This window comes from Brucella gallinifaecis (genome assembly GCF_006476605.1).
Taxonomy (GTDB): Bacteria; Pseudomonadota; Alphaproteobacteria; order Rhizobiales; family Rhizobiaceae; genus Brucella; species Brucella gallinifaecis.
In genome coordinates this window covers 1-24,471 of sequence record NZ_ML636804.1, presented here as the reverse complement: position 1 = coordinate 24,471, position 24,471 = coordinate 1, and the positions used below count along the sequence as shown (strand labels likewise).

Here is a 24,471-nt window from a genome sequence, read left to right as displayed (position 1 = left end):
CACGATACCGCAACAAATATCAAAAAAAGAATGATGACTAAATTCAAAGCGCATTTCGGCTTGAAAATATCAAGTCGAAATGCGCTTTGAATATCAGGACAGCTTGTAAAGTCGGTAAAAACGCCGCTTAAAGCGGTGTTTCCGGGCGTTCCTGCGCAAGAAGCAGCGCACCAATTGCATCAACATGCTTCTTATCGGCCACGTAGCCAAGAGATGCGTTCTGGGCAGATGGAGACGCTTCATCAAATGCGGGTTGATAGCTTGCAACCTGCGTCAGCACTGGTTTTTCATCAGGCTTCACAGGAAGCGTTGCAACACGATCACCACGGGCCTGCGGGCCAGTACCGTCATTTTGCTGCGTTTGAGTTGATTTCGCAGCTTCAGCCAAAGCAACCTGCACCGTTGGCTGCGCCTGAGCTACAGTGACATCCTGCTGCGTGGTCACATTATAGAATGGTCCCTCTGGCACTGAAGGCGACTGAGGTGTCGATACATAAGCGAGAGTGTAAGGTGTCTGCGGAACCGGGTTCTGCAATTGACCGTCACGACCACGCTTTTCGTAAAAAGAATTTCCACCGGCAACCAGCACATAATGCATGTTTTTATAAGGGAACTTGAGGCCCGCCGTGTGGAAGAACATCGCATTCTTTAAGGAAGGATGACGTTTCCCCTTGAGAACGGCATCAGCTGCAGCCTGAACATCAGGCAGAGCCTTTGAATTCATCTTGCGTGTCAAAACACCGGGGGCAAACTGGTTCTTCTGACCGACAACGCCGCAAATCGTATTGGGATAGCTGCCCGATGCAAGACGGTTCATCACAACCGTACCCACAGCCATCAAACCATCGGGGCTTGAACGATTTGATTCAAAGAACATTGCACGCTCAAGGCATTCGCGGTCTCTGGCTGTATAGGTGAAAGTCTTGACACCCTTGACCGTCTTGACGTTGCTCGTTGCCACGGTCTTTTCAGCCTTGGTGGAACCACCAGTCGTCGTGCAACCTGTCACCAAAAATGGTGCAACGAACAGCCCGACAATAACAGGCAATTTCCACTTAGCAGCGCACATCAATGGTTCAATCTCATAGTTACGACCCTTAATTGATCCAACCTCACTTCCGTCCTGAACAGGTTCTATGGAAGCAGGCTGCGATGCAAAGCCAAATAAAACGGAAATCAAAAATTCTGCTGTCACTCAACTTCATCATGTTTTTTGAATTTTTAGGCCAAAAAAAGGCAATGGGTCAAATTTTGAAACCACATCACCCTCATTACAGCAGCAAAACAGATCTGTATTAAGCGGTTAATTTTGACAGCAAACCATTCAAATATATTAATAAAACCTTAATAAACTGCTACGGTTCTTGTAAGTTATTGATTTCAGGCGATAGAAAGCGCTCCAATACAGGCCACATCTCTGCCTTAATTTGCTTTTTCCTGTAATTTTTCAAAATGCTATTTTTAATTTAAAAAATTTTCCCAAAAACGCCTTTTTACACGCCCTGAATGAAAGGCGATCAACTTTACCCGGATCGATGTAATATTACGTGATGCGAGCCATTTTGGAACAAATCGAAGCTGAAACTTTGCGAATCGGTATTTTCAAAGCGCGTCCAGCAATAAAAACTCCGCCATTCTTCTCGAATGGCGGAGCATAAATTCATGTTTGATACGGGATGCCGGCAATTACCCAAAGGAATAGCCGGCGCCGCGTACTGTGCGGATAGGATCAGGCGCCCGACCGACATTGATTGCCTTGCGCAAGCGCCCGACATGCACATCAACCGTGCGATCATCGACATAAATATCCGGTCCCCAGACGCCATCGAGCAGCTGGCTGCGCGAGAAAACACGTCCCGGCGACATCATGAAATATTCAAGCAAGCGGAATTCTGTCGGTCCTAAGCGGATTTCTTTTTCCTTGCGATATACCCGATGCTGCTGACGATCGAGCACAAGATCACCGACTTTCAACACATGCGAGAGCACACTTGGATTGGCACGGCGTAGCATCGCTTTGACACGAGCCAGCAATTCCGGTGTTGAAAACGGTTTGACCACATAATCGTCGGCACCAACGCTCAAACCCCGAACCCGTTCGCTTTCCTCACCGCGTGCAGTCAGCATGATGATCGGCAGGCGTTCAGTTTCCGGCCATTGGCGCAGTCGACGGCAAAGCTCTATCCCGGAAACACCCGGCAGCATCCAATCAAGAATAAGAAGGTCGGGAACATTCTCACGAAGCGCAATTTCGGCTTCATCTCCGCGCAAGATCGCATCAACATGATAGCCTTCTGCCTCGAGATTATAGCGCAGGAGCACGCTCAGAGCTTCTTCATCTTCAACCACAGCAATTTTGGGTGCCTGTGACATGTGGAGTATTTCCTATTCAAAAAGCAGCGAGCTGTAGATACAAGCCCCCAATCGACCGCGTGCCGCCGCGCTATTCTTACATATATTCAGAATTTGCGCCGCAATAATACGGCGTAAATTATCATCAGGATTTAGGTGCCTCGTCCACGACAATACCGTGGCTCAGGTCTTCTTTCGGACGTTCCGCAGGCATTTGCAGACCGGTGACGATATAATAGACCGTCTCGGCAATATTGGTTGCGTGATCACCTATGCGCTCAATATTCTTGGCGCAGAACAGAAGATGCGTACAGGCTGAAATATTGCGCGGATCTTCCATCATATAGGTGAGCAACTCGCGAAACAGCGAGGTGTACATGGCATCGATTTCATCATCACGATCACGAACAACATTGATCTGTTGTACGGAGCGCGTTGCATAGGCATCGAGCACATCTTTCAACTGTGTCAAAGCCAGCTCAGCCAGCGTCTCAAGCCCACGATAAAGCTTGCCTGGCTGGCGCGATTCCGAGACGGCAGCAACACGCTTGGCGATGTTCTTGCCAAGATCGCCCACGCGCTCAAGATCAGCCGAAATACGGATCGAACCAATGATTTCGCGCAGGTCAACAGCCATTGGCTGACGCTTGGCAATGATCATCACCGCCTTGTCGTCGATCTCGCGCTCACTTGCATCCAGAATAAGATCGTCGGAGATAACACGCTGTGCCAATGCATTATCGGCATTAACAATTGCTGCAACCGACTGCTCGACCATGCGCTCGGCATGACCGCCCATTTCGGCGATCTTGTGGGTCAGAAACTGAAGTTCTTCGTCATATGCGCTAACAGTATGCTGAGACGCCATAATAGACCTCCGATTAAAAACGCGGAAAGCAGAACCACAATCGATTCCTGCTTTTGCTGAAATAGTGTTTAGCCAAAACGACCCGTGATATAGTCCTGCGTGCGCTTTTCGGTTGGCGCAGTGAACATCACATCCGTGTCGCCAACCTCGACCAGATTGCCCAGATGGAACATGGCAGTGCGCTGTGAAACACGGGCCGCCTGCTGCATGGAGTGGGTGACAATCACGATCGTGTAATTCTGACGCAGCTCATCGATCAGTTCTTCAACCTTGGCCGTTGCAATCGGATCAAGTGCCGAGCAAGGCTCATCCATCAGAATGACTTCAGGGCTGACCGCAATGGCGCGAGCAATGCATAAACGCTGCTGCTGACCACCCGAAAGACCAGTGCCGGCATCATGCAGACGATCCTTCACTTCTTCAAAGAGGCTGGCCTTCTTCAAGCTTGTGACGACGATTTCTTCCAGATCGGTCTTGTTGCGTGCCAGGCCATGAATACGCGGGCCATAAGCCACGTTCTCGAAAATCGACTTCGGAAACGGATTGGGCTTCTGGAACACCATGCCAACACGGGCACGCAATTCAACTACGTCGATCTTCGGATCGTAGATATCCTCATTGTCGAGCGTGATATTGCCGGTGATGCGGCAACCTTCAATCGTATCATTCATACGATTAAGCGAACGCAGGAAGGTGGATTTGCCACAACCCGAAGGACCGATCAAAGCTGTAACCATCTTTTCCGGCACATCCAGATCAACTTCAAACAGAGCCTGTTTTTCGCCATAGAACACACAGACCTTGTCGCCACGCATTTTGATGGAAGGGGCGTCGGCGTTCATTTTTTCTCCTACGGCTTTTTCGAGAGATCGTTCAGTCATGAGATTCATCATTTCTCTCCCGTTTACCAGCGGCGCTCAAAGCGGCGGCGCAGAATAATTGCTAAGATGTTCATGACGGCAAGGAACAGGAGCAAAACAATAATAGCGCCTGATGTCCGTTCCACAAAGGCACGTTCGGCTTCATTGGCCCACATGAATATCTGCACAGGCAAAGCCGTGGCAGGATCCATCGGTGTTGCCGGCATATTGGCAACAAAGGCCACCATGCCGATCAGAAGCAGCGGTGCGGTTTCACCCAGTGCCTGCGCAAGACCGATAATCGTTCCGGTCAGAATGCCGGGCGCTGCAAGCGGCAACACATGATGAAAGACCATCTGTGTTTTTGATGCTCCAAGGCCAAGTGCTGCCGCTCGGATCGATGGAGGAACAGCGCGAAGGGCAGAGCGTGTTGCGATGATAATGGTTGGAAGCGTCATCAGCGTCAGCACCAGACCACCAACAATCGACGCGGAGCGCGGCAGATTGAAGAAGTTGATGAAGACGGCAAGACCAAGCAGGCCAAACACAATCGAGGGAACAGCAGCCAGATTGTTGATATTGACTTCAATCAGATCGGTCAGGCGGTTTTTCTTGGCATATTCTTCCAGATAGATGGAAGCTGCCACACCAATAGGCAATGCCAGAACCAGAACGATCATCATCATGTAGAACGAACCGACCAGCGCAACACCCAACCCCGCAGTTTCAGGCCGGCTGGAAGCACCATTGGTAAACAGCCCCCAGTTGAAGGCCTCGCTCATAATGCCTTCATCGGTCAGTTTCTTGATCCAGGAAAACTGACGATCTGAAACCTTGCGATTTGCTTCAGGGACCGAAATATCGATCTGGCCTTTATAGGCAGAATCAATATCCGCAGCCGCCAGAACAGGGATCGTCTGCGTCGTGCCAATCAGCGACGGATTATCCATCACCATCTGGCGAAGCTGAACACGAACACCATCAGAGAAGAAGCGCCCGACTTCACGCATTTCAGCACGATCTGTGGTTGGAACGCCAAGCTTTTCAGCCAGAGCATTGCGCACCAGAAGCGGATAATTGGCGGTGATCAGAACATTCGGATCACTTGCAAGCTTGTTGCCCGGATCGATGACCTGCGCGTCAAGCTTGACCGGCAGATAGATCGTTGTCTGTCCGAAAGCCGTATAGCCCTTGGAGAAGACCGAGAACAAAAGTGCGCAAAGAAAGAACACACCAATCGCAATGGCAATGATACCATAGAAACGGAAGCGGCGTTCAGCAGCGTAGCGACGCTTGATACCGATATCGCGACGCTCAGGCTTTGCCACCGCAGTGCCAGCATTCAGGGTTGAATCGGTCATTATTCGTACTGCTCCCGGTACTTGCGAACGATGTAGAGCGCAAAGATGTTCATGATCAGCGTCAGCACAAAAAGGGTGAGACCCAATGCGAAGGCAACAAGTGTCTGCGGGGAATCAAACTCAAGATCGCCTGTAAGCTGGCTGACGATTTTTACAGTGATTGTCGTCATCGCTTCAAAAGGATTGGCCGAAAGGCGGGCTGCAACACCGGCTGCAAGCACCACGATCATGGTTTCACCAATCGCACGCGAGGCAGTCATCAAAAGTGCGCCAACAATACCCGGAAGGGCTGCGGGCAGGACGACCCGCTTGATTGTCTCAGAGCGCGTAGCACCAAGACCCAGTGAGCCATCGCGCAATGAACCGGGTACTGCCGTGATAATGTCATCAGACAGCGATGACACAAACGGGATCAGCATCACACCCATGACGATGCCTGCGGTCAACACGCTCTGCGCCATGATAAAACCCTGGCCACCAGCGATTGCCATGGAGAGATCACGCAAAAACGGACCAACCGTTACAAGCGCAAAGAAACCATAAACAATGGTCGGAATACCGGCCAGAAGTTCCAGCACCGGCTTGACCACTGTGCGCACGCGCGGCGATGCATATTCAGCCATGTAAATTGCCGAAAACAGCCCAACCGGAACCGCAAACAGCATGGCGACAAAAGCAATATAAAGAGTACCGGCCAGAAGCGGGATCAGACCAAACTGACCAACTTCGCCACCAGAGCCTGCGGCTGCAAAACGCGGATCCCAGACTGTACCGAAGAAGAAGTCCATCGGTGCGATCGACTGGAAGAAGCTCACGGTCTGGAACAGGACAGAAAATACAATGCCAATGGTTGTAAGAATTGCGATGCCGGATGCAGCAATCAGCCCCCACAGGACAATACGCTCGACATTGTTACGGGCACGCGTGCGGCGTTTGATACCCGACAGGCCGAAAATCAGACCCGCAACCGCAATAACGAGAGCAATTGCACTGCCAACGGTATGGGAAACCTTGCTTGCCTTATCAAGGAAGAGTGCAATCGGGACCATATAGTCCTGACCTTCGGTCGCAAGTGCTACGCCTTTCGAGCCAAGCACTTCACGCACTTCCTTATAAGTCTGCGGGAGAGCGTCAATTTCAGCAGGTGTCAGCTTTTGCAAGCCATCTGAGAGGTTTCGGATCATGCCAAGCTGCAGGCTGCGCTCGGAATATGATCCGTCTTCAATCGCTACAGGCATATGCGAGGTTGCTGTATGATCAAGATAAACTGATGTGCCGACCGCCCAGACTGCGAGAAACAGGATCGCAGGCAATGCAGAAACAAGGAAAACCCACCAGCCATGATAAAGCGGGCGAGAATGCATTTTCTCTGCGCTTGCGCCTACAGACTCGGCAGGCTGCGCCTTATCAATTGCTATGGCACGCTGTCGGCCAATAAAGAAACCGATCAGTCCGATTGCAATGACACTGACGAGAACCAGAAAGAAGGACATTCAATTTCCCCGGTTGCCCCAAAAAATGTGGAATTAGCCTATAAACACAATATGCATCAAGCTTATTTCCACGCGAATGCGCCTGTCTTATATGACCAGCGCCAAAGAGAAAGAACGTGGGGCGCATGATCCCCACGTTCCACAGTTCAAAACTTACTTAGCAGCCAGAACCTTGCCTTCTGTGAAGGAAGTGCGCTGGGCTTCGCGTTCTGCATCAGGAGCTGGAACCAGACCATATTCAGCAAGCGGACCATCAGGGCCAACCATCTGTTCAGACAGGAAGAAATCTACATATTCCTTGAGGCCCGGAATGACGCCAACATGTGCCTTTTTGACATAAAAGAACAGTGGGCGCGAAACAGGATATTCACCCGATGCAACAGTTTCAGCCGACGGCGTTACACCATTAACAGTTGCAACTTTCAGCTTGTCGGCATTGTTTTCAAAGAAATAGAGACCGAAAACACCAACGCCCTGCTTGTTGGAGTCAATGCGAGCCAGCGTTTCACTGTAATCGCCATCAATATCAACAGCCTTACCGTCCTTGCGAACAGCAATACAGGCAGCAGCCGCAGCCTTGTCATCAAGTCCGGTCTTCTTGATTTCTTCAAGAGCGCCCGATTCCTTGCAACCGTCAGCCATCAGCTTTTCTTCGAAAACTTCACGTGTGCCGTGCTTTTCGCCAGGGATATAAGCCGCAATATCCCAATCCGGCAGGTCTGCATTGACCTGATTCCACTTGGTATTTGGATTTTCTACCAGCTTGCCGTCAACAATAACCTTGGCAGCCAGCGCCTTGTAAAGATCAACCGGAGCAAGCTTCCAGTCCGGGCCGTTTACGTCCGTCGCAAAGACAATGCCGTCATAACCGAAACGGACTTCCTGAACGTCCTTGACGCCTGCATCGATGCAGGATTTGAGTTCTGTGCCCTTCATGGCACGCGATGCATTGGCAATATCGATGGTGTTTTCACCAACGCCCTTGCAGAATTCCTTGATACCTGCACCCGAGCCGCCCGATTCAATGACCGGCGTCTTGAAGTTAGGATAGGTTTCACCAAAAGTTTCAGCAACAATCTTGGCATAAGGCAAAACGGTCGAAGAACCGGAAACCTGAATCTGTTCGCGTGCGTTTGCGGCTGAAACCGACAATACTGCTGCTATTGCCAGCGCTGCGCTCGAGGAAATCAACTTGTTCATGAGTACCAGTCCCTGTTGTAAAAGACACATGACGTAAAAGCGTCAGCAGCCATCTACGCGCTCTATATAACAATCATATGACAGTCGTGTTACAGCTCTGTGTCATTCATTCATGCAGGCAATTTTGTGCCCACATATACAAAATAGCTAATCTATAAATCACTCATCTGGTCGTGACAGAACATATAGGGCAGAGCCAGCCATAAAAATTGCGACACCGATTGCAAGCAAAGGACCGGGCTGCGCACCCAACCAGAACATAGCATAGCCAAATGTCATCCCAAGACATGCAAAGAGTTTGGCCCTTGGGGGTATTGCTCCGCGCTCGCGCCATTTTATAATCATCGGACCAAAACGTGGATCGGCCAAAAGACGTGCCTCGAATTTCGGTGACGAGCGTGCAAAAAACCATGCAGCCAGAATAATGAAAATCGTAGTAGGCATGACCGGCAGAATGGCGCCAATGATACCCAGCGCCACCATCAGAAAACCAAGACACAGATAAAGAATACGCTTGCCCGCCGAGATCGGCGCTATTGGCGCTATTGGCGCTTCCACATCATCCTTTGGTGTCTTGTCGGGCATGATAATCCATTCTGAAGATGCGCATTTATAACAGGATTCTGGCTTTTACATGCATAGGATGATTGGTCAAAACCGCGTCATCTCGTCGGATTTCAACAAAAGTTACAGAAAAGACTCCAAACTTTATCAATCAAAATACAGCTAATAGTTGTTTTTTATCTCTCAAAAGCCAGATTTCTTTATCTTGGAAGCCAATTGAGAAAACTTGGAGCACAAATAGAAATTGCATTGTCGTGGCTAAGGATCAGACCCGCGCAAAGCAGCTTTTCTTGCATCCAAACATTTAAAACATGGATCAAGCGAGCATTTTGCAAAATCCTGATTGATCATAAGCATCTTTACATAAATAACGCTATATAATTCAAAAATATTCTTTATGATTTCTTGAATATTTAAATAAACAACCAATAGTATAGGATGATATTCCGCCTGGGCAGACGCTCCAATCATCTCATTATACTCTCAATAACATCACGCCATCGCCACATTTAGATTCCAGTTGGCTTCTGCCTTGATCAGCTATGACTGCAAAGGCTCAGCGAAACGACTATCTGGAATCATGATGAAGTTCAAAATCCGTATGGCAATACTCGCCGTTGCGACAACTGGTTTATTCTCAGTCAACGCAATGGAAGCGCAAGCTGCGCGTTGTGGCAGCGCTTCATGGTACGCGCTCACTTCCCGCACAGCATCGGGCGAACGTATGAACCCAGCCGGACTGACTGCCGCACACAAAACACTGCCTCTCGGTACCAAGGTTAAGGTAACGAACCAACGCAATGGTAAATCGCTTGTCGTGCGCATCAATGACCGCGGCCCCTTCATCAAGGGACGCATCCTTGATCTCTCCAAAGGCGCTGCGCTGCGCCTCGGCTTTATCAATTCCGGGCACACAAATGTCTGCTTCACACCGCTCTAAACTCCATCAGCAATAGCATTTTCTAAAACCGCTATGGGCTTCCATGGCGGTTTTTTGCATGCTTGAATACACGCAAAAGATGTACTGATTGCAAAATACCCGCGTTAACCAATAATTAAGATGTTGGGCGAATAGGCGGCAAGCTGAATTGACTTGAGCCACATTTCATACTTTAACTTTTCGTTAACAAATGCCCTGTTCGGGCTGTGAAAAGGGCGTTGAGTATGTTTTGTGTAGTTCGCTCAGGCATGAAGATTATTGCTGCTGCCAGCATCGGTATTGCTGCTCTGATATCGAGCTTCAATGCGCAGGCTGCATCAAGTGCCTATATGCAGACTGGCAAATTAACCTCGCAGCCCATTGGACATTACGAATTTTGCAAACGCGAAGCGGCTGAATGCAATATCATAAGCCGTGATACACGTTCATTATCGCTCAACAACAGCAACTGGAAACTGATCCAGACAGTAAATCTTGCCGTCAATGAACGTATCAAGCCGATGACCGATATGGAAATATACGGCGTTGAGGAATATTGGACCTATCCAACAACCGTTGGTGATTGTGAAGACTATGTTCTGCTCAAGCAGCGCGAACTGGCAAAGGCCGGTATTCCGATGACTGCGCTGTTGATCACTGTCGTCCGCAAGCCAGACGGCGAAGGCCATGCAGTGCTTAGCGTTCGCACCGACCGCGGCGATTTCGTTCTCGACAATCTGACTGACGAAGTTCTTCGCTGGGATGATACGGAATATACATTTCTCAAGCGTCAGGCTGCCAATAATACTGGCCGCTGGGTTTCTATCGAAAGCCCGGACAATCTGCTGGTCGGCTCTGTGAAGTAAGATCAGGCGGAAGCTCTCAGCCTTTCCGCACCCATCCGATAGGAAATCGCGCCGGCGAGATGTATTCGGCTGATCTGGTCGATACCGTCAAGATCAGCCAGTGTGCGCGCTACTTTCAAAATACGATGATAGGCACGGGCCGAAAAGCGCATCTGCTCACTGGCATCGCGCAGCAATTTGATACCCGCCGCATCAGGCTTTGCGACCTCTTCAATCAGATTTGCCGAACAATGTGCATTGGTCATTGATGCATCAAGCCCAAGAGCCGTATAGCGAGCACTTTGTATTGCACGCGCTCGCGCCACCCGCCTGGCAACGCTTTCACTGCGTTCAGACTGGGCTGGCTGAATAAGATCAAGCGCAGTGACGGCAGGCATATCCACACGCAGATCAATACGATCCAGCAAGGGGCCGGAAATCCGCGCCTGATAATCGCTCTGGCAACGTGGTCCACGTGCACATGTATGCCCCGGCTCTCCCGCCATGCCGCAACGGCAAGGGTTCATGGCGGCAATCAACTGAAAACGTGCCGGATAGCTGGTGCGATGATTGACACGGGCAATCATGCACTCGCCTGTCTCCAGCGGCTGGCGGAGCGAATCAAGCACCTGTGGCGAAAATTCAGGAAACTCATCCAGAAACAAAACGCCATTATGGGCAAGCGATACTTCCCCCGGCTTTGCCCGAAAGCCACCACCAACCATTGCAGCCATGGATGCAGAATGATGCGGTGCACGAAATGGTCTGCGATCCGAGAGTTTGCCGCCCGCAAGCTCACCGGCGATAGATGCAATCATCGAAACATCAAGCAGCTCACGCGGGCTTAATTTTGGCAGTATTGACGGCAGGCGCTGCGCCAGCATGGATTTTCCCGATCCCGGCGGGCCAACCAGCAGTAGATTATGGTTGCCAGCGGCAGCAATTTCCAATGCGCGTTTTGCTGTCTCCTGCCCTTTTATATCGGCCAGATCCAGCGGCACTTCACTTGAAACCCGCATTGACGGCTCAGGCGGCGTCAGAACCTGCGTGCCTTTGAAATGATTGGCCAGCGCGATTAAACTGCGCGGCGCGAGAATATCGATGTCCGCGCCTGCCCATGCAGCTTCCGAGCCACAGGCATAAGGGCAGATCAGCCCCTTATCTTCACGATTGGCACTGATGGCTGCGGGCAAAACGCCTGCAACAGCCGTGATCGTGCCGTCGAGCGATAATTCTCCCAGCACCAGATAGGATTGAATGGCATCCGCCGGTATAGCGCCAATCGCAGCCATAAGCCCCACGGCAATCGGCAGGTCGTAATGCGACCCTTCTTTTGGCAGATCAGCCGGTGCCAGATTGATTGTCACCCGCTTGGTTGGCATGGAAAGCCCGGATGCATGTAACGCAGCCTGAACCCGCTCCCGGCTTTCAGCCACAGCCTTATCAGGCAGACCGACAATCGACATGCCCATCTTGCCAGGGGCCACCATTACCTGCACATCGACAGGCACCGCCTCTATGCCCTGAAAGGCAACTGTTCCCACCCGCGCTACCATATGCCCCCGCATGATACGCAGCACATCTCAAACGTGAGAAAATGCTTAAATACAACCAAAAGATTTAAGCATTTTCAATAGATGCAATCAAGGTGGCTTATTTGCGTCTGGCTTCAACCGCATCCCAGAACAGCGCCGCAATATTGGTGCCGTCAAAACGCTCAATCTCGCGAAGACCGGTTGGTGAGGTCACGTTGATTTCGGTCATATAATCGCCGATCACGTCAATACCGACAAGAATAAAACCGCGTTCTTTCAACGATGGTCCAATACGCTCGCAGATTTCACGCTCACGCGCTGTCAGAATCGTCTTCTCAGCACGGCCACCAACATGCATATTAGAACGTGCGTCACTTTCCGAAGGAACGCGGTTGATCGCGCCCACCGGCTCACCATCAATCAGAATGATGCGCTTGTCGCCGGCACGCACGTCTTTGAGATAACGCTGGGCAATGAACGGCTCCTTGAAAAGCTGGCCGAACATTTCCAACAGCGAAGTCAGATTGCGATCACCATCAGCCAGATGGAACACGCCCGCACCACCATTGCCGTATAATGGCTTCAAAATGATGTCACCAAATTCACGGCGGAATTCCATCACTTCCTGCGGATCTTTGGTGATCAGCGTTTGTGGCATCAGATCAGGAAACTCGGTGACGAAAATCTTTTCAGGACTGTTGCGCACCCATGCAGGGTCATTCACCACCAGCGTCTTTGGATGAATACGCTCCAGAAGATGCGTATTGGTGATGTAATTCATGTCGAAAGGCGGATCCTGACGCAGCAGCACCACATCCATATCCAGCATATTGCGGCGCACTGGCTCAGCGAGTGTAAAATGATCACCCTTGATATCGCGCACTTCCAGCTTTTCCAGACGTGCCGAAACAACGCCATCGCGCATCGAAAGGCGGTCCGGCGTATAGTGATACAGCTCATGACCACGCTTCTGCGCTTCAAGCGACAGGGCAAATGTGGTGTCACCGGTAATATTGATGGTGCTGATATGGTCCATCTGGACCGCGACTTTTAGTGACATGATTTCCTCGCGATTCTTGCTGCATAATCCTTAAACGTGAATCCACTTAAGGTAAATTATGCAGCAAGTCTAAACTGACAGAGCGTCCTTTGCGCACCCAGATGGGTGCACGGGGCTCTCGTTACCGGAACTTAAAACGGAATTTGACTGCAACATAGGACTTTCTGATCACATAAATATTTGCGGCTGGATCGTATCGGCCAGCTTGATTATGCTGTTGGTACCAAAGCTGGGAGGAGCAGGTGAGCGCAGTCAAGACAACCCTATTTGCAGATCATATAGCGGAACTCGGCGAAGGCCCGGGCTACGACCCGTTGACGGGTCAATGCTGGTGGTTCGATATTCTGGGCCAGAGGCTGATTGAAAGAGATGATAGCGGGGAAATCCGTGCACATGATCTTGGCATGAAAGCCAGTGCGCTCGCAGTGATTGATCGCGAGCGGCAACTGATCGTGAGTGAACACGGGCTTTTTATACGCGAACGCACCAGCGGACGATTGAGCCTGCATCGCCCGCTCGAAGCCGATAATGATATGACACGCTCCAATGATGCACGTGTGCATCCATCCGGCTCATTCTGGATCGGCACCATGGGCAAGAAAGCCGAGAAAGATGCAGGGTCGATCTGGTGGTATCGGGAGGGGCAACTGAAGAAACTTTTTTCTGGTATCACAATCACCAATTCGATCTGCTTTTCGCCAGATGGAAAAATCGCCTATTTTGCGGATACCGACCGCAACATTATCTGGCGGGTGGATACCGATCCCGAAACAGGACTGCCGACATCGGAAAAGAGCGTGTTTCATCATCGTGTGGAAGATGGCGGCGTTGACGGTTCAGTGGTGGATGCAGACGGAACAGTTTGGAACGCCTGTTGGGGTGGCAGTGCACTCAATGCCTATTCACCGCAGGGACGGCTGATCCGCTCGATTAAATTGCCCGTGACCCAGCCGACCTGCCCGGCCTTTATCGGTGCGGATGCATCGGTGCTGATCGTCACGAGTGCACATGAAGGCATGAATGAAAGTGCCCGCAATGCGGATCCGCATGCAGGCAAAGTCATTCTGCTTGATCTGGCTGTCAGCGGCCGTCACGACCCGCCGGTTCGGCTATAACCAAAGCGTAACAAACTTTAGTTCTTTTTCTTTCGCATGTCTTTAACCCAAAACCGGTTCCCACTTTTGGGAGACATGCTTATACACCTTCAACGATGACGATTTCACCATCCGCTACAGTCTGGCGGATGGCTTTTGCAGCCTGATATTCCGGCGAATTGTAGCAATCAAGCGCATGCTGCATGGATTCAAATTCGATAATGACATTACGTGCGCGGCCCGGCCCTTCAACGGCCTCAGCCTTGCCACCGCGTGCGATAAACTTTGCACCGTAACGCTCGAAAGCCGGCTTGGCGGTCGATACATAATCCTTGTAGCGCTCCGTATCACGGGCATCCACACGGGCGATCCAATAGGCTTTTGTCATATTGTCCTCCTCTGGAAATGATTATCCAACCGTTGGAAATGATTATCCAACCGTGCGCATTTCTTCGAGAATGGCAAGTGCCGAAGCCCGGCGATCAGGAGCACCGACAATGGGTCGCGCAACGACAAGATGGCTTGCACCGGCTTTCAATGCATCGGCTGGTGTCATGACGCGCTTCTGATCACCCTTTTCAGCCCCCGCCGGACGAATGCCGGGGGTGACAATTGCCATATCTGGTCCGATAGCCTGGCGAATGGCAAAAGCTTCGGCAGCGGAAGCGACGATCCCGCCCATGCCTGCGTCACGAGCCTGCTGCGCACGTTTGAGCACCAGTGCTTCGGGCGTGTCTAAATAGCCTGCTTCTTTAAGATCAGCGTCATCCATCGAGGTCAGAACCGTTACACCCAGCAGACAAAGATCAGAGCCTTTAGCTGCCTGAACAGCCGCGCGCATGGCCTTGGGATAAGCATGCAGCGTGAGCATGGAAACGCCCATCTTCGCAACATTTTCCACGCCCTTGGCGATGGTATTGTCAATGTCGAGAAGCTTCATGTCGAGAAAGACTTTTTTCTTTGCAGCAATCAGACTCTTTGCGAAATCAAGACCGCCTGCAAACACAAGCTGATAGCCGATCTTGTAGAAAGTGACCGCATCGCCCAGTTCTTCGACCAGTTTTTCCGCTTCATTAACGGTTGGCACGTCAAGGCCCACAATCAACTGATCACGCAAATCTTTCATCGTCATGCAAACCTCCGCTATGATTTTTATTTTATTCGCACAACAGGGCGCGGTACGAAAGATACCGCGCCCTGAAATTATTGAATATCAATAAAACAGCTAGTCTATCTGGCCGAATGCGCAATCAGGCTTTTGCAAACAGCGCTCAGCATCTGTGCCTGCCGTTCGTTCTTGAGTGTGCTGTCATCATTGAAAGCATCGGCAGCGCCACTGACCGAGCATTGCTCGGTAATAACCTGTGTGCCAACTGCCATCAGTACAGCACGCAAGTGATAAAGCCCGCGCATCCCGGCGAACGCACCGTTTGATGTTGAGCAAAGTCCTACGGTCAGTCCCGCATAAGGCTTTAATGGCTTGTCACCATCTTTTGAAATACGGCTGACCCAGTCAATCGTGTTTTTCAGAAGTGGCGGAATTGATGCATTATATTCCGGTGAACAGACCATCATCCCATCATGCTCAGCAAAGAGACGGCCAAGCTTGAGAGCATTTTCCGGAATACCCTCTTCGGCTTCCAGATCTTCGTTCATGATGGGAAGCGGATAATCAGAAAGCGTTATGCGTGTGACCTCCGCACCCTGTTTTGCAAGTTCTTTTTCGGCTGCATCTGCCATATGGCCCGAAAAGGCACCCTTGCGGGTCGAACCCGCGAATACAAGAATTCGTACAGTCATTTTTACTCCAACGATCAGATGATCGGACGACGATAGACCCAGAGCTGCGCAGGCGGAACATTGCGCACGACAAAATCATAATGCTGGACGGTATAATTGCCTTTGCCAGCAGGTACCGGCGGACGCGGACCATAAGTAATCTGTATAAGCGGACGACCGCGAGGAATGCGCGACAGAAGATCTTCCATCAGCTGAATGCGGCCTGGCATCGGAAAATTCAGCATGGGCACAGCTGAAACGATGCTGTCAAATTGCTGATCCCTCATCGTACCAAGCGCCGTATCAAGATCAAATACATCGCCTTCGATGATATTCACATCGGGATAGACTTTATCAAGATGCTCGACAAAAGCAGGAGAATATTCGATCGAATAAAGATCGGATGGCTTTACCCCATGCGCAAGAATCGCTTTGGTAATCACACCTGTGCCCGGCCCAAGCTCAAGAACAGGCAAGCCTGATTTCGTATCAATAACGCTCGCCATACGACGCGCCGTAATCGAACTTGTCGGCAATATCGCACCAACCGCTTTCGGCCCGTCTATCCATCCTTTGAAAAAACGGATTTCCTCATCGAACTTGGCGGCCAGTTTCCTGCCGAGCTGCACTGCCATTCTCATTGCTCCCATTGTCGTTATCTGACAAGTTTATGCCGCTTTAAATGACTTAAGCAAGACGACATTGCCAAGAAAGACAAAAAAGGGAGCTAAAAGCTCCCTTTTTATCAATCACCAATACCTTCAAAAAACTCTTTCATCCGGGAGAAGAAACCAGCCGATTTCGGGCTGTTCTCCCTGGACGAAAGTGTCTCAAACTCTTCAAGCAATTCGCGCTGACGCTTGGAAAGATTTTGCGGTGTCTCAATATCGATCTGGATATAAAGATCGCCCATAGCCTGCTGACGCAAAACCGGCATACCCTTGCCCTTGAGGCGGAACTGCCTGGCGTTCTGCGTTCCTTCCGGCACTTTCACGCGCGTCTTGGTTCCATCAAGCGTAGAGACTTCAAAATCCCCACCCAGCGCTGCCGTTGTCATTGAAATCGGCACCTTGCAATAAAGATCAGCGCCATCACGCTGGAAGAACTCATGGGGCTGAACCGACAGGAAGATATAAAGGTCGCCCGAAGGTCCGCCGCGCGTTCCGGCTTCGCCTTCGCCTGCAAGACGAATGCGCGTGCCGTCTTCGATACCGGCCGGGATATTGACAGAGAGCGAACGCTCCTGCGTAACACGGCCCTGACCATGACATTTGCCACAAGGATCCTTGATGATCTGACCACGGCCATTACAGGTCGGGCAGGTGCGCTCAACCGAGAAGAAACCCTGCGCCGCACGCACGCGGCCAGCGCCGCCACACATGGTGCAGGTTGTTGGCTGTGAACCAGCCTTTGCGCCAGAGCCTGAACATTCATCGCAGGTGATGGATGTCGGCACGCGAATTTGCGCTGCCTTGCCGGAAAAAGCTTCCTCGAGAGTGACTTCCATATTGTAGCGAAGATCGGCGCCGCGTTCACGCCCGCCACTGGAACGGCGGCGACCGCCACCCATCATTTCGCCAAAAATATCTTCAAAAATATCAGAGAAGCCACCGGCACCACCAAAGCCACCGCCGCCAAAACCATTGCCCATGTCGCCATTTTCAAAAGCAGCATGACCATAACGATCATAAGCGGCCCGCTTCTGCGGGTCTTTCAGTGTTTCATAGGCTTCGCCAATTTCTTTAAACTTGCGCTCTGCATCCGGGTTATTCGGATTGCGATCCGGGTGATATTCCATGGCAAGCTTACGAAAGGCGGATTTAAGCACCTTTTCGTCTGCGGTTCGCTCCACACCGAGAGCTTCGTAATAATCGATCTTCATAGTTCGTTATCCCGACGGCAGGAGCGCATGCAATATTTGCAGCTCCACGGTCCCATTTGGCGCAGACATTGTTTCGCCTGCTGGACTATTTTCAGAGCATTTTCTGTTTTGATTGAATCGTTGAAAATGCACTATCTTTTTGTCTTTAAGCACATTTTATCCCGAAAACCGGTTCCCGCTTTTCGGGATGCGCTCTGGTTTGTCCGTCCGGTGCAACCGTCCCGAAAGGCCGCAAAAGCCCGGGAATGACCCGGGCTTGAGCATTTACGGACAAGGCTTACGACTTTTTCTTGTCGTCGTCGATTTCTTCATAATCGGCATCGACAACATCGTCATTGGAAGAAGCCTGCTCAGCAGTGTCAGCACCACCTTCTTCAGCGGCCTGTGCTGCTTCATACATGGCCTGACCAAGCTTCATCGAAGCCTCGGCAAGCACCTGCGTCTTCGCCTTGATGTCTTCAGCATCGTCGCCTTCAAGCGCGGTCTTGAGAGCTGCGATTGCACTTTCAATGGCCTGCTTGTCTTCAGCCGAGACCTTGTCACCATATTCCTTCAGCGACTTTTCAGACGAATGAAGGAGGCTTTCGCCCTGGTTCTTGGCTTCAACTGCGTCACGGCGCTGCTTGTCAGCTTCCGCATTGGCTTCCGCATCCTTGACCATCTTTTCGATGTCAGCATCCGAAAGACCACCCGATGCCTGAATACGGATCTGATGTTCCTTGCCTGTGCCCTTGTCTTTTGCAGACACGTTCACAATACCATTCGCATCAATATCGAAGGTCACTTCGATCTGCGGAACACCGCGTGGTGCCGGCGGAATACCTACGAGGTCAAACTGGCCGAGAATCTTGTTATCGGCAGCCATTTCACGCTCGCCCTGGAACACGCGGATCGTCACAGCCGACTGATTGTCTTCAGCGGTCGAGAAGGTCTGCGACTTCTTGGTCGGGATCGTGGTGTTACGTTCGATCAGGCGGGTGAACACGCCACCAAGCGTTTCAATGCCGAGCGAAAGCGGAGTAACGTCGAGCAGCAGAACGTCCTTGACGTCGCCCTGCAGAACGCCGCCCTGAATGGCAGCACCCATGGCAACAACTTCGTCCGGGTTAACGCCCTTGTGTGGCTCCTTGCCGAAGAAAGCCTTAACAGCTTCCTGAATCTTCGGCATACGGGTCATGCCGCCAACCAGAACAACCTCATCAATGTCGCCAGCCTTGAGGCCTGCATCCTTGAGCGCTGCCTTGCATGGCTCGACCGTACGCTGCACCAGATCATCGACCAGGCTTTCGAACTTCGAGCGCGAAAGCTTGATGGCAAGGTGCTTGGGACCAGTCTGGTCAGCCGTGATAAATGGCAGGTTGATTTCAGTCTGCTGTGCCGAAGACAGTTCAATCTTGGCCTTTTCAGCAGCTTCCTTGAGGCGCTGCAAGGCAAGCTTGTCATTCTTCAGATCGATGCCCTGTTCCTTCTTGAACTCGGCAACCAGATATTCGACCAGACGCATATCGAAGTCTTCACCGCCGAGGAACGTATCACCATTGGTCGACTTCACTTCAAACACGCCGTCGCCGATTTCAAGAATAGAAACGTCAAACGTACCGCCGCCAAGATCGTAAACAGCAATGGTCTTGCCTTCGCTCTTGTCGAGGCCGTAAGCAAGCGCTGCAGCCGTTGGTTCGTTGATGATGCGCAGAACTTCAAGACCAGCAATCTTGCCGGCATCCTTGGTGGCCTGACGCTGAGCATCGTTAAAATATGCCGGGACCGTAATAACAGCCTGGGTAACAGTTTCACCGAGATAGGATTCAGCGGTTTCCTTCATTTTCTGAAGGATCATCGCCGAAACCTGCGATGGAGAATATTTCTTGCCGTGGGTTTCAACCCATGCATCGCCATTGTCACCCTTGACGATCTTGTAAGGTACAAGATCCTTGTCCTTTGTAACCATCGGGTCATCAAAGCGACGGCCTACCAGGCGCTTTACTGCAAACAGGGTGCCTTCAGGATTGGTGACTGCCTGACGTTTCGCAGGCTGACCAGCGAGACGTTCGTCACTATCGGTAAAAGCGATAATCGAAGGTGTTGTGCGTGCACCTTCTGCATTTTCAATGACCTTCGCGTTTTTCCCGTCCATGACAGCAACGCAGGAGTTGGTCGTTCCCAGATCGATACCAATAACTTTAGCCATATTTCTCTCCATTCAGCAAACCGCCAAAACCTCTACCGAGCGTTTCACGAGCGGTTCCTATCGGTTTCACAATGCCTGCTTCAAGGTGTGATGTCGGGAAGCATTTTTCAAGCCACCCGGCCTTTTATCAAAGCCCTGTGCGAGGCGTATATAAGAAAGGCAGTTTTGCACTGCAAGTCACAAGACGCATCACAATGAAAGATTCCTGCCTGATACAAATTGCAGGCGGGAAAGATTCCTGCCTGACACAAACTGCAGGCGGGAAAGATTCCTGCCTGACACAAATTGCAGGCGGGAAAGATTCCTGCCTGACACAAACTGCAAGCGGGAAAGATTCCTGCCTGTTAAACTTTCGAGATCTCAGACGCTCACGAAACCATCGCTTTTACCTGCGCGATAAATCGCATCTATAAATTTCTGATTGGCTTTTGAGTTTTCCAGAGAAAACAGCATCACGCCTTCTCCCTTGGTGGCCCGCACAAAATTTTCGGCCTGAAGCTTATAATGATCCGTATCGGAGAATGACCATTCTGTAGCTTCCGTATGCCCCGCATTATGAAGCGTGATGCGGCCATGGCCATATTTGCCCGTATTAAAAGGTGCATGAACTTCAATAAAGCCCTTATCGCCATGAAAAACCATTGTCTGGCGACCGGCAAGCTGGGTGGCAACATAAAAGCTCAAATCAAAGCCATCGAATCGCGCTGATACATTGGCATAACGGTCGGTGCCGAATTTCGGGTCATATTCAACCGATGCCTGAACCGATAATGGCTCCTTGCCAGTCACCATGCGCGTCACCACCGTGGGATAGACACCGATATCCGGCAATACGCCGCCGCCCAGTTCCGGCTGATTACGCATATTGGCTGGATCATTATTGAAATAGCTGAATGCGCCCTGCACATGGCGCAGCGTTCCAATCGCACCTTCTTCAAGAAGACAACGCAGCTTGATCCATTGCGGGTGATAAAAGACCATAAAGGCTTCAGCAATTGTCACCTTGTGCTTGTCGCGTGCGGCAATCAGCTGATCAATATCATCGGCTTTCAGTGCAATCGGCTTTTCGCAAAGCACATGCTTGCCAGCCTGAGCTGCTTTCAGCGTCCATTCAATATGCTGCGCGGTCGGCAGAGGGATATAGACGCCGTCCACCTCATCACTTGCCAAAAGTTCCTCATAGGAACCAAAGGCCAGTGGTGCGCCGAACCTGTCTGCCACAGCACGGGCCCGTGCCTTATCGCGGCTGGCGATAGCATGAACCACACCATTGTCCGAAGCACAAAGTGCAGGAATAACCTGCGTAACGCCAATATTGGCGGTGGAAAGAATACCCCAACGAAACATGTCTATCCCTTTTCAAGGCCTTTGACGGCGCAAAATGTCCGGGACTATGGATGGCACGATTGTGAGGCAGGTTAAATCAAAAAATGTAAGGCCACACCATGATGCGGCCTTTGGAGATGACAGGATCACATTTTTCGCAAGACACGCGGCGCAAGGGTGAGCAGACCAAGAAGTGTCATGATGACACCCACCCAGAGCGGGGCATAAAGACTATAGCCCGCTGAAAGCGCGTAGCCGCCAGCCCATGGCCCCACACCAAGGCCGATATTGATAACCGACGCATGCATGGCATTAACCAGTGCGCCCGGATGTGCAATCCGCATCACACGGGCAATGAAGGCTGGATTAAGCGCGATACCCGTCAGACCGATCATGACGATTGCAAGAATTGTTGCTGTTTTTAATTCCGCAAATAGGGCAAAAAGAAGCATTGCCGCCAACATGATCAGAATGCCGGTAAAGATAGTTGCAATCGTGTGACGGTCGGCAAAGCGTCCGATGACATAATTGCCAGCGATATTGGCGGCACCATAGACAGCCAGCAAAAACGGCAGTTGCGCTTCGGAAAAGCCTGATAGTTGCACAGTGATCGGCGCCAGATAGCTATAAACCGAGAATGATGCGCCAATCACCAGAGCGCTGGTTGCATAGGCCGCCCAGAGCCTCGGCTTCCGCATTTCATTGAGTTCAGAAGACAAATTTATGCCGGCGCTGTTTGGCCTTGCCTCAATCTTGATTGCGATCACCAGAGCACAAAAAAGAATCAGCACCACAATCGCCCAGAAGCTCGAACGCCAGCCAAAGCTGGTGGTGATTAAAGTTGCAAGCGGTACACCCAGCACCGTGCAAAGCATCAAGCCCGCAAAAACCAGCGAAGAAGCACGTCCGCGCAATTCAGGTATAACAAGCTGCGCTGTGATCGCCAGCATCAGACCAAAACTGGTTGCCGCAGCCATGCCCGTCAGCACACGCGCAACCAGCATGACATGGAAATTACTGGTCGAAGCCGCAATGCTTTGTGCGAGCGCATAAAAAACCAACAGAAAAAGCAGACCGCGCTTATTCTCAATTTTCAGCGCCAGAAACAAGATGGTGACCAGCGGGCCACCCACTGTCATTCCAAGCGCATAGACCGAAATCAAATTGCCAATATCGGAAACGGAACGTCCAAAAGCCTGCTGAAGTGCAGGCATCATACCGGAAATCATCAATTCGGACGTGGTCAGCGCAAAAATGCCCAGTGTCAGGCAATAAACCACCAGCGGAATCTCACGCGCTTGAGTTGAGGACGCAGAAACCCCTTCCGCCGCAATGGCAGAATCACACACTTCGTTCATGGGACGAATCCTATTTATATAATCACGACTATATAATTCATATCGCCTTGCGCCAAAGCGTCAAGCAAATTATATAAGGACGACTATAGAAAGGGAGAAAAATGGTTCCGCGTGGGCGTCCGCGCAGTTTCGACCGCGACACTGCGCTGGAAAAAGTCATGAAAGTCTTCTGGGCGAAGGGCTATGAATGCGCTCAGATCAACGATTTCACATCGGCAATCCACATAACGCCGCCAAGCTTTTATGCTGCCTTTGGCAATAAGGAGCAAGCGTTTCGTGAAGCCGTGGATTATTATAGCCGCACGATTGGCGCTGGCTCTTTCGATGCACTTGAAAAAGCGCCCACTATTCAGGATGGCATGCGCCAATGGCTTGAACTCAGTGCTGACAGCGCTTTTGCCTGTCCGGCAGGTGGCTGCATGATCAGCGTGAGTTCCATTCAGTGCAAACCGGAAAATGCCAATGTGAAAGAATTCTTGCAAAGCGTCCGTCGCACCAATCACGAACGGCTTTCACAGCGGCTGATCCGCGCCGTTGCAGCAGGAGATCTGCCTGCAAGCACTGACATCGCGCAGATGACCGAATTCTATCATATGATCCAGCAGAGCATTTCTTTTGAGGCCCGCGATGGCAACTCGCGCGAAGCCGTGCAGAAAATCATCGACATGGCGATGCTTGCCATGCCGGCAAGCGTGACTGTTCCTGCATGAATGGCGCCATATCCGCCATTTTGATCCATGTCAGCGATGTTGAGGCGGCAGTCGAATGGTATCGCCAAGCCTTTCCGCAAGCGGTCCTCGAACATCTTGAAGCATATGATTTCACCTATCTGTAAATCGAGCTCTGATTTAATGGACGATGGAAGCATGTGCCAACAGTCATCATTGGGGGAAAGCGATTGGCGTAGCCTTTCATAGCAATCAAAGTATCCAGCTCTTCCATAAGATCATCATCGATGGTTATGGTAATTCTCTGCATCTGCTATTCCTCCAACATTAGGATTCGGTTTCGCAACAATAATGTCATGCACAACCATCAGCTGATAGCCTTCAAAAACTATTTGCTAAAAATTTGGTTTGTCCTTCGAATGAAGGAAAAGCCTTCTTTGTTTAGAGCAACCATACAGACAATAATGAGAAACAAACGCATAGACGTCCACGCAACCAGTAACTAAGCTCAGAACCTAATAATTTGATGAGAATGACATCTGAAATGAGAAGACTATGCAAATGGTTGGCCTCCCACCATTCCCGCCAAATGAATGGGTTCTGTGACCCTAAACAAATCTACCTTGATTTAACCGGATGCACCAATGACTGCTCAATCTGATCCCAATATACTGAACGATCTTTCATCTTTCGTACAAGAGCTGACTACCAATATTGAACCGCATCTCATTGAGCTACGTCGAGATATTCACGCCCATCCCGAAACCGGCTTTGATGTCGAACGAACTGCCGGTGTTGTTGCCCGGGAGCTTGAAAGCTTAGGCATTGAGCATCAGACAGGCGTTGGACGCACTGGTGTTGTGGGTTTAATTAAAGGTGGTCGTCCGGGGCCGACCTTGATTATCCGCGCTGATATGGACGCGCTGCCAATTGAAGAGCAAACCGGCCTTGCTTTTGCGAGCCTTCATACAGGAAAAATGCATGCCTGTGGTCATGATCTGCATACAGCGACACTGATCGGCATTGGCAAGGTGCTCAAAGAGGTTCTGTCGCAAAGTTTTTGAGTTTGACTGATTTTGTTGAAGTCTGGTAGGTTTGGTTGATAATGAGCGGAGCCGG

Annotated in this window: 24 protein-coding genes and 1 pseudogene; 6 read left to right on the top strand and 19 right to left on the bottom strand. The window is 50.9% G+C overall.

From position 1 onward, the window contains the following. Positions 1-127: 127 nt before the first annotated feature. From FHY56_RS08500 to FHY56_RS08465, 8 genes are all read right to left on the bottom strand, one after another. On the bottom strand, positions 128-1,069 hold the full coding sequence (locus tag FHY56_RS08500; protein WP_168927603.1) for a cell wall hydrolase: 942 nt from the start codon (positions 1,067-1,069) through the stop codon (positions 128-130). Positions 1,070-1,686: 617 nt separating this feature from the next. After that, complete coding sequence (gene phoB, locus FHY56_RS08495) at positions 1,687-2,373, bottom strand: phosphate regulon transcriptional regulator PhoB (protein WP_140904743.1); 687 nt, start codon at positions 2,371-2,373, stop codon at positions 1,687-1,689. Positions 2,374-2,497: 124 nt separating this feature from the next. After that, the gene (gene phoU / locus FHY56_RS08490) at positions 2,498-3,220 is read right to left on the bottom strand and encodes a phosphate signaling complex protein PhoU (RefSeq protein WP_140904742.1); all 723 of its coding nucleotides are present in this window, start codon (positions 3,218-3,220) and stop codon (positions 2,498-2,500) included. A 68-nt stretch (positions 3,221-3,288) separates the two neighbouring features. Beyond that, positions 3,289-4,062: a phosphate ABC transporter ATP-binding protein PstB gene (gene pstB, locus FHY56_RS08485; RefSeq protein WP_235889452.1), complete on the bottom strand. Its 774-nt coding sequence runs from the start codon at positions 4,060-4,062 to the stop codon at positions 3,289-3,291. 62 nt (positions 4,063-4,124) lie between these two features. After that, positions 4,125-5,441, bottom strand: a complete 1,317-nt coding sequence (gene pstA, locus FHY56_RS08480; RefSeq protein ID WP_140904740.1) for a phosphate ABC transporter permease PstA — start codon at positions 5,439-5,441, stop codon at positions 4,125-4,127. Beyond that, complete coding sequence (gene pstC / locus FHY56_RS08475) at positions 5,441-6,934, bottom strand: phosphate ABC transporter permease subunit PstC (RefSeq protein ID WP_140904739.1); 1,494 nt, start codon at positions 6,932-6,934, stop codon at positions 5,441-5,443. The genes pstA and pstC overlap by 1 nt, the downstream gene beginning before the upstream one ends. Positions 6,935-7,087: 153 nt before the next feature. Next, positions 7,088-8,134, bottom strand: a complete 1,047-nt coding sequence (locus tag FHY56_RS08470; RefSeq protein ID WP_140904738.1) for a PstS family phosphate ABC transporter substrate-binding protein — start codon at positions 8,132-8,134, stop codon at positions 7,088-7,090. 159 nt (positions 8,135-8,293) lie between these two features. Then, positions 8,294-8,719: a YbaN family protein gene (locus tag FHY56_RS08465; RefSeq protein WP_140904737.1), complete on the bottom strand. Its 426-nt coding sequence runs from the start codon at positions 8,717-8,719 to the stop codon at positions 8,294-8,296. Positions 8,720-9,281: 562 nt separating this feature from the next. Here FHY56_RS08465 and FHY56_RS08460 point away from each other — a divergent pair. Both FHY56_RS08460 and FHY56_RS08455 read left to right on the top strand, forming a co-directional pair. After that, a complete protein-coding gene (locus FHY56_RS08460; protein WP_140905018.1) occupies positions 9,282-9,638 on the top strand; it encodes a septal ring lytic transglycosylase RlpA family protein in 357 nt (118 codons plus the stop codon). Between the two features lie 224 nt (positions 9,639-9,862). Continuing rightward, complete coding sequence (locus FHY56_RS08455; protein ID WP_140904736.1) at positions 9,863-10,483, top strand: transglutaminase-like cysteine peptidase; 621 nt, start codon at positions 9,863-9,865, stop codon at positions 10,481-10,483. A gap of 2 nt (positions 10,484-10,485) precedes the next feature. Here the strand turns inward: FHY56_RS08455 and FHY56_RS08450 are convergent, their stop codons facing one another. Together FHY56_RS08450 and gshB are read right to left on the bottom strand one after the other, a co-directional pair. After that, positions 10,486-12,018 (bottom strand): YifB family Mg chelatase-like AAA ATPase, encoded by a 1,533-nt coding sequence (locus FHY56_RS08450; protein ID WP_140905017.1) that lies wholly within the window; start codon positions 12,016-12,018, stop codon positions 10,486-10,488. 97 nt (positions 12,019-12,115) lie between these two features. Continuing rightward, the gene (gene gshB / locus FHY56_RS08445) at positions 12,116-13,057 is read right to left on the bottom strand and encodes a glutathione synthase (RefSeq protein WP_140904735.1); all 942 of its coding nucleotides are present in this window, start codon (positions 13,055-13,057) and stop codon (positions 12,116-12,118) included. Positions 13,058-13,299: 242 nt separating this feature from the next. On the opposite strand from gshB, the gene FHY56_RS08440 reads away from it, so the two are divergent. Further along, on the top strand, positions 13,300-14,172 hold the full coding sequence (locus FHY56_RS08440) for an SMP-30/gluconolactonase/LRE family protein (protein ID WP_140904734.1): 873 nt from the start codon (positions 13,300-13,302) through the stop codon (positions 14,170-14,172). 79 nt (positions 14,173-14,251) lie between these two features. On the opposite strand, the gene FHY56_RS08435 is transcribed toward FHY56_RS08440, so the two are convergent. The 8 genes from FHY56_RS08435 to FHY56_RS08400 form a co-directional block, all read right to left on the bottom strand. Then, a complete protein-coding gene (locus FHY56_RS08435; RefSeq protein WP_140904733.1) occupies positions 14,252-14,539 on the bottom strand; it encodes a DUF1330 domain-containing protein in 288 nt (95 codons plus the stop codon). 42 nt (positions 14,540-14,581) lie between these two features. Then, on the bottom strand, positions 14,582-15,283 hold the full coding sequence (pyrF, locus tag FHY56_RS08430; protein WP_140904732.1) for an orotidine-5'-phosphate decarboxylase: 702 nt from the start codon (positions 15,281-15,283) through the stop codon (positions 14,582-14,584). A gap of 98 nt (positions 15,284-15,381) precedes the next feature. Further along, complete coding sequence (locus tag FHY56_RS08425) at positions 15,382-15,951, bottom strand: NADPH-dependent FMN reductase (RefSeq protein WP_140904731.1); 570 nt, start codon at positions 15,949-15,951, stop codon at positions 15,382-15,384. 14 nt (positions 15,952-15,965) lie between these two features. Further along, positions 15,966-16,565 carry a phospholipid N-methyltransferase PmtA gene (gene pmtA / locus FHY56_RS08420; RefSeq protein ID WP_140904730.1) on the bottom strand — a complete coding sequence of 200 codons (600 nt, stop codon included), beginning with the start codon at positions 16,563-16,565 and terminating at the stop codon, positions 15,966-15,968. Positions 16,566-16,675: 110 nt separating this feature from the next. Then, positions 16,676-17,812 carry a molecular chaperone DnaJ gene (gene dnaJ / locus FHY56_RS08415; protein WP_140904729.1) on the bottom strand — a complete coding sequence of 379 codons (1,137 nt, stop codon included), beginning with the start codon at positions 17,810-17,812 and terminating at the stop codon, positions 16,676-16,678. Between the two features lie 277 nt (positions 17,813-18,089). After that, entirely contained in the window at positions 18,090-20,000 is a 1,911-nt protein-coding gene (dnaK, locus tag FHY56_RS08410) for a molecular chaperone DnaK (protein WP_140904728.1), read from the bottom strand. Between the two features lie 360 nt (positions 20,001-20,360). Further along, complete coding sequence (locus tag FHY56_RS08405) at positions 20,361-21,347, bottom strand: Gfo/Idh/MocA family protein (protein ID WP_140904727.1); 987 nt, start codon at positions 21,345-21,347, stop codon at positions 20,361-20,363. A 125-nt stretch (positions 21,348-21,472) separates the two neighbouring features. Further along, positions 21,473-22,684: an MFS transporter gene (locus FHY56_RS08400; RefSeq protein ID WP_140904726.1), complete on the bottom strand. Its 1,212-nt coding sequence runs from the start codon at positions 22,682-22,684 to the stop codon at positions 21,473-21,475. Between the two features lie 101 nt (positions 22,685-22,785). Between FHY56_RS08400 and FHY56_RS08395 the strand changes: the two genes are divergently transcribed. Next, a complete protein-coding gene (locus FHY56_RS08395) occupies positions 22,786-23,394 on the top strand; it encodes a TetR/AcrR family transcriptional regulator (RefSeq protein WP_140904725.1) in 609 nt (202 codons plus the stop codon). Next, the gene (locus FHY56_RS18270; RefSeq protein ID WP_268898912.1) at positions 23,391-23,519 is read left to right on the top strand and encodes a VOC family protein; all 129 of its coding nucleotides are present in this window, start codon (positions 23,391-23,393) and stop codon (positions 23,517-23,519) included. The genes FHY56_RS08395 and FHY56_RS18270 overlap by 4 nt, the downstream gene beginning before the upstream one ends. A gap of 59 nt (positions 23,520-23,578) precedes the next feature. On the opposite strand, the pseudogene FHY56_RS18165 reads toward FHY56_RS18270, so the two are convergent. After that, positions 23,579-23,662, bottom strand: a pseudogene (locus tag FHY56_RS18165) (ribbon-helix-helix protein, CopG family); the annotation flags it as partial. A 334-nt stretch (positions 23,663-23,996) separates the two neighbouring features. Between FHY56_RS18165 and FHY56_RS08380 the strand changes: the two are divergent. Further along, positions 23,997-24,416, top strand: coding sequence for a M20 metallopeptidase family protein (locus tag FHY56_RS08380; RefSeq protein WP_140904723.1), 420 nt, complete (start codon positions 23,997-23,999; stop codon positions 24,414-24,416). The last annotated feature ends 55 nt before the right edge of the window (positions 24,417-24,471 follow it).

Coding starts and splice junctions, on each gene's coding strand:
- pyrF (WP_140904732.1), bottom strand. CDS start 15,283: ATGACGATGAAAGATTTGCGTGATCAGTTGATTGTGGGCCTTGACGTG.
- dnaK (WP_140904728.1), bottom strand. CDS start 20,000: ATGGCTAAAGTTATTGGTATCGATCTGGGAACGACCAACTCCTGCGTT.
- FHY56_RS08470 (WP_140904738.1), bottom strand. CDS start 8,134: ATGAACAAGTTGATTTCCTCGAGCGCAGCGCTGGCAATAGCAGCAGTA.
- FHY56_RS18270 (WP_268898912.1), top strand. CDS start 23,391: ATGAATGGCGCCATATCCGCCATTTTGATCCATGTCAGCGATGTTGAG.
- phoB (WP_140904743.1), bottom strand. CDS start 2,373: ATGTCACAGGCACCCAAAATTGCTGTGGTTGAAGATGAAGAAGCTCTG.
- FHY56_RS08400 (WP_140904726.1), bottom strand. CDS start 22,684: ATGAACGAAGTGTGTGATTCTGCCATTGCGGCGGAAGGGGTTTCTGCG.
- gshB (WP_140904735.1), bottom strand. CDS start 13,057: ATGTCACTAAAAGTCGCGGTCCAGATGGACCATATCAGCACCATCAAT.
- FHY56_RS08380 (WP_140904723.1), top strand. CDS start 23,997: ATGACTGCTCAATCTGATCCCAATATACTGAACGATCTTTCATCTTTC.
- FHY56_RS08460 (WP_140905018.1), top strand. CDS start 9,282: ATGAAGTTCAAAATCCGTATGGCAATACTCGCCGTTGCGACAACTGGT.
- pstB (WP_235889452.1), bottom strand. CDS start 4,062: ATGAACGCCGACGCCCCTTCCATCAAAATGCGTGGCGACAAGGTCTGT.
- FHY56_RS08465 (WP_140904737.1), bottom strand. CDS start 8,719: ATGCCCGACAAGACACCAAAGGATGATGTGGAAGCGCCAATAGCGCCA.
- dnaJ (WP_140904729.1), bottom strand. CDS start 17,812: ATGAAGATCGATTATTACGAAGCTCTCGGTGTGGAGCGAACCGCAGAC.
- FHY56_RS08500 (WP_168927603.1), bottom strand. CDS start 1,069: ATGTGCGCTGCTAAGTGGAAATTGCCTGTTATTGTCGGGCTGTTCGTT.
- FHY56_RS08455 (WP_140904736.1), top strand. CDS start 9,863: ATGTTTTGTGTAGTTCGCTCAGGCATGAAGATTATTGCTGCTGCCAGC.
- pstC (WP_140904739.1), bottom strand. CDS start 6,934: ATGTCCTTCTTTCTGGTTCTCGTCAGTGTCATTGCAATCGGACTGATC.
- FHY56_RS08405 (WP_140904727.1), bottom strand. CDS start 21,347: ATGTTTCGTTGGGGTATTCTTTCCACCGCCAATATTGGCGTTACGCAG.
- FHY56_RS08395 (WP_140904725.1), top strand. CDS start 22,786: ATGGTTCCGCGTGGGCGTCCGCGCAGTTTCGACCGCGACACTGCGCTG.
- FHY56_RS08425 (WP_140904731.1), bottom strand. CDS start 15,951: ATGACTGTACGAATTCTTGTATTCGCGGGTTCGACCCGCAAGGGTGCC.
- pmtA (WP_140904730.1), bottom strand. CDS start 16,565: ATGGCAGTGCAGCTCGGCAGGAAACTGGCCGCCAAGTTCGATGAGGAA.
- FHY56_RS08450 (WP_140905017.1), bottom strand. CDS start 12,018: ATGGTAGCGCGGGTGGGAACAGTTGCCTTTCAGGGCATAGAGGCGGTG.
- FHY56_RS08435 (WP_140904733.1), bottom strand. CDS start 14,539: ATGACAAAAGCCTATTGGATCGCCCGTGTGGATGCCCGTGATACGGAG.
- pstA (WP_140904740.1), bottom strand. CDS start 5,441: ATGACCGATTCAACCCTGAATGCTGGCACTGCGGTGGCAAAGCCTGAG.
- phoU (WP_140904742.1), bottom strand. CDS start 3,220: ATGGCGTCTCAGCATACTGTTAGCGCATATGACGAAGAACTTCAGTTT.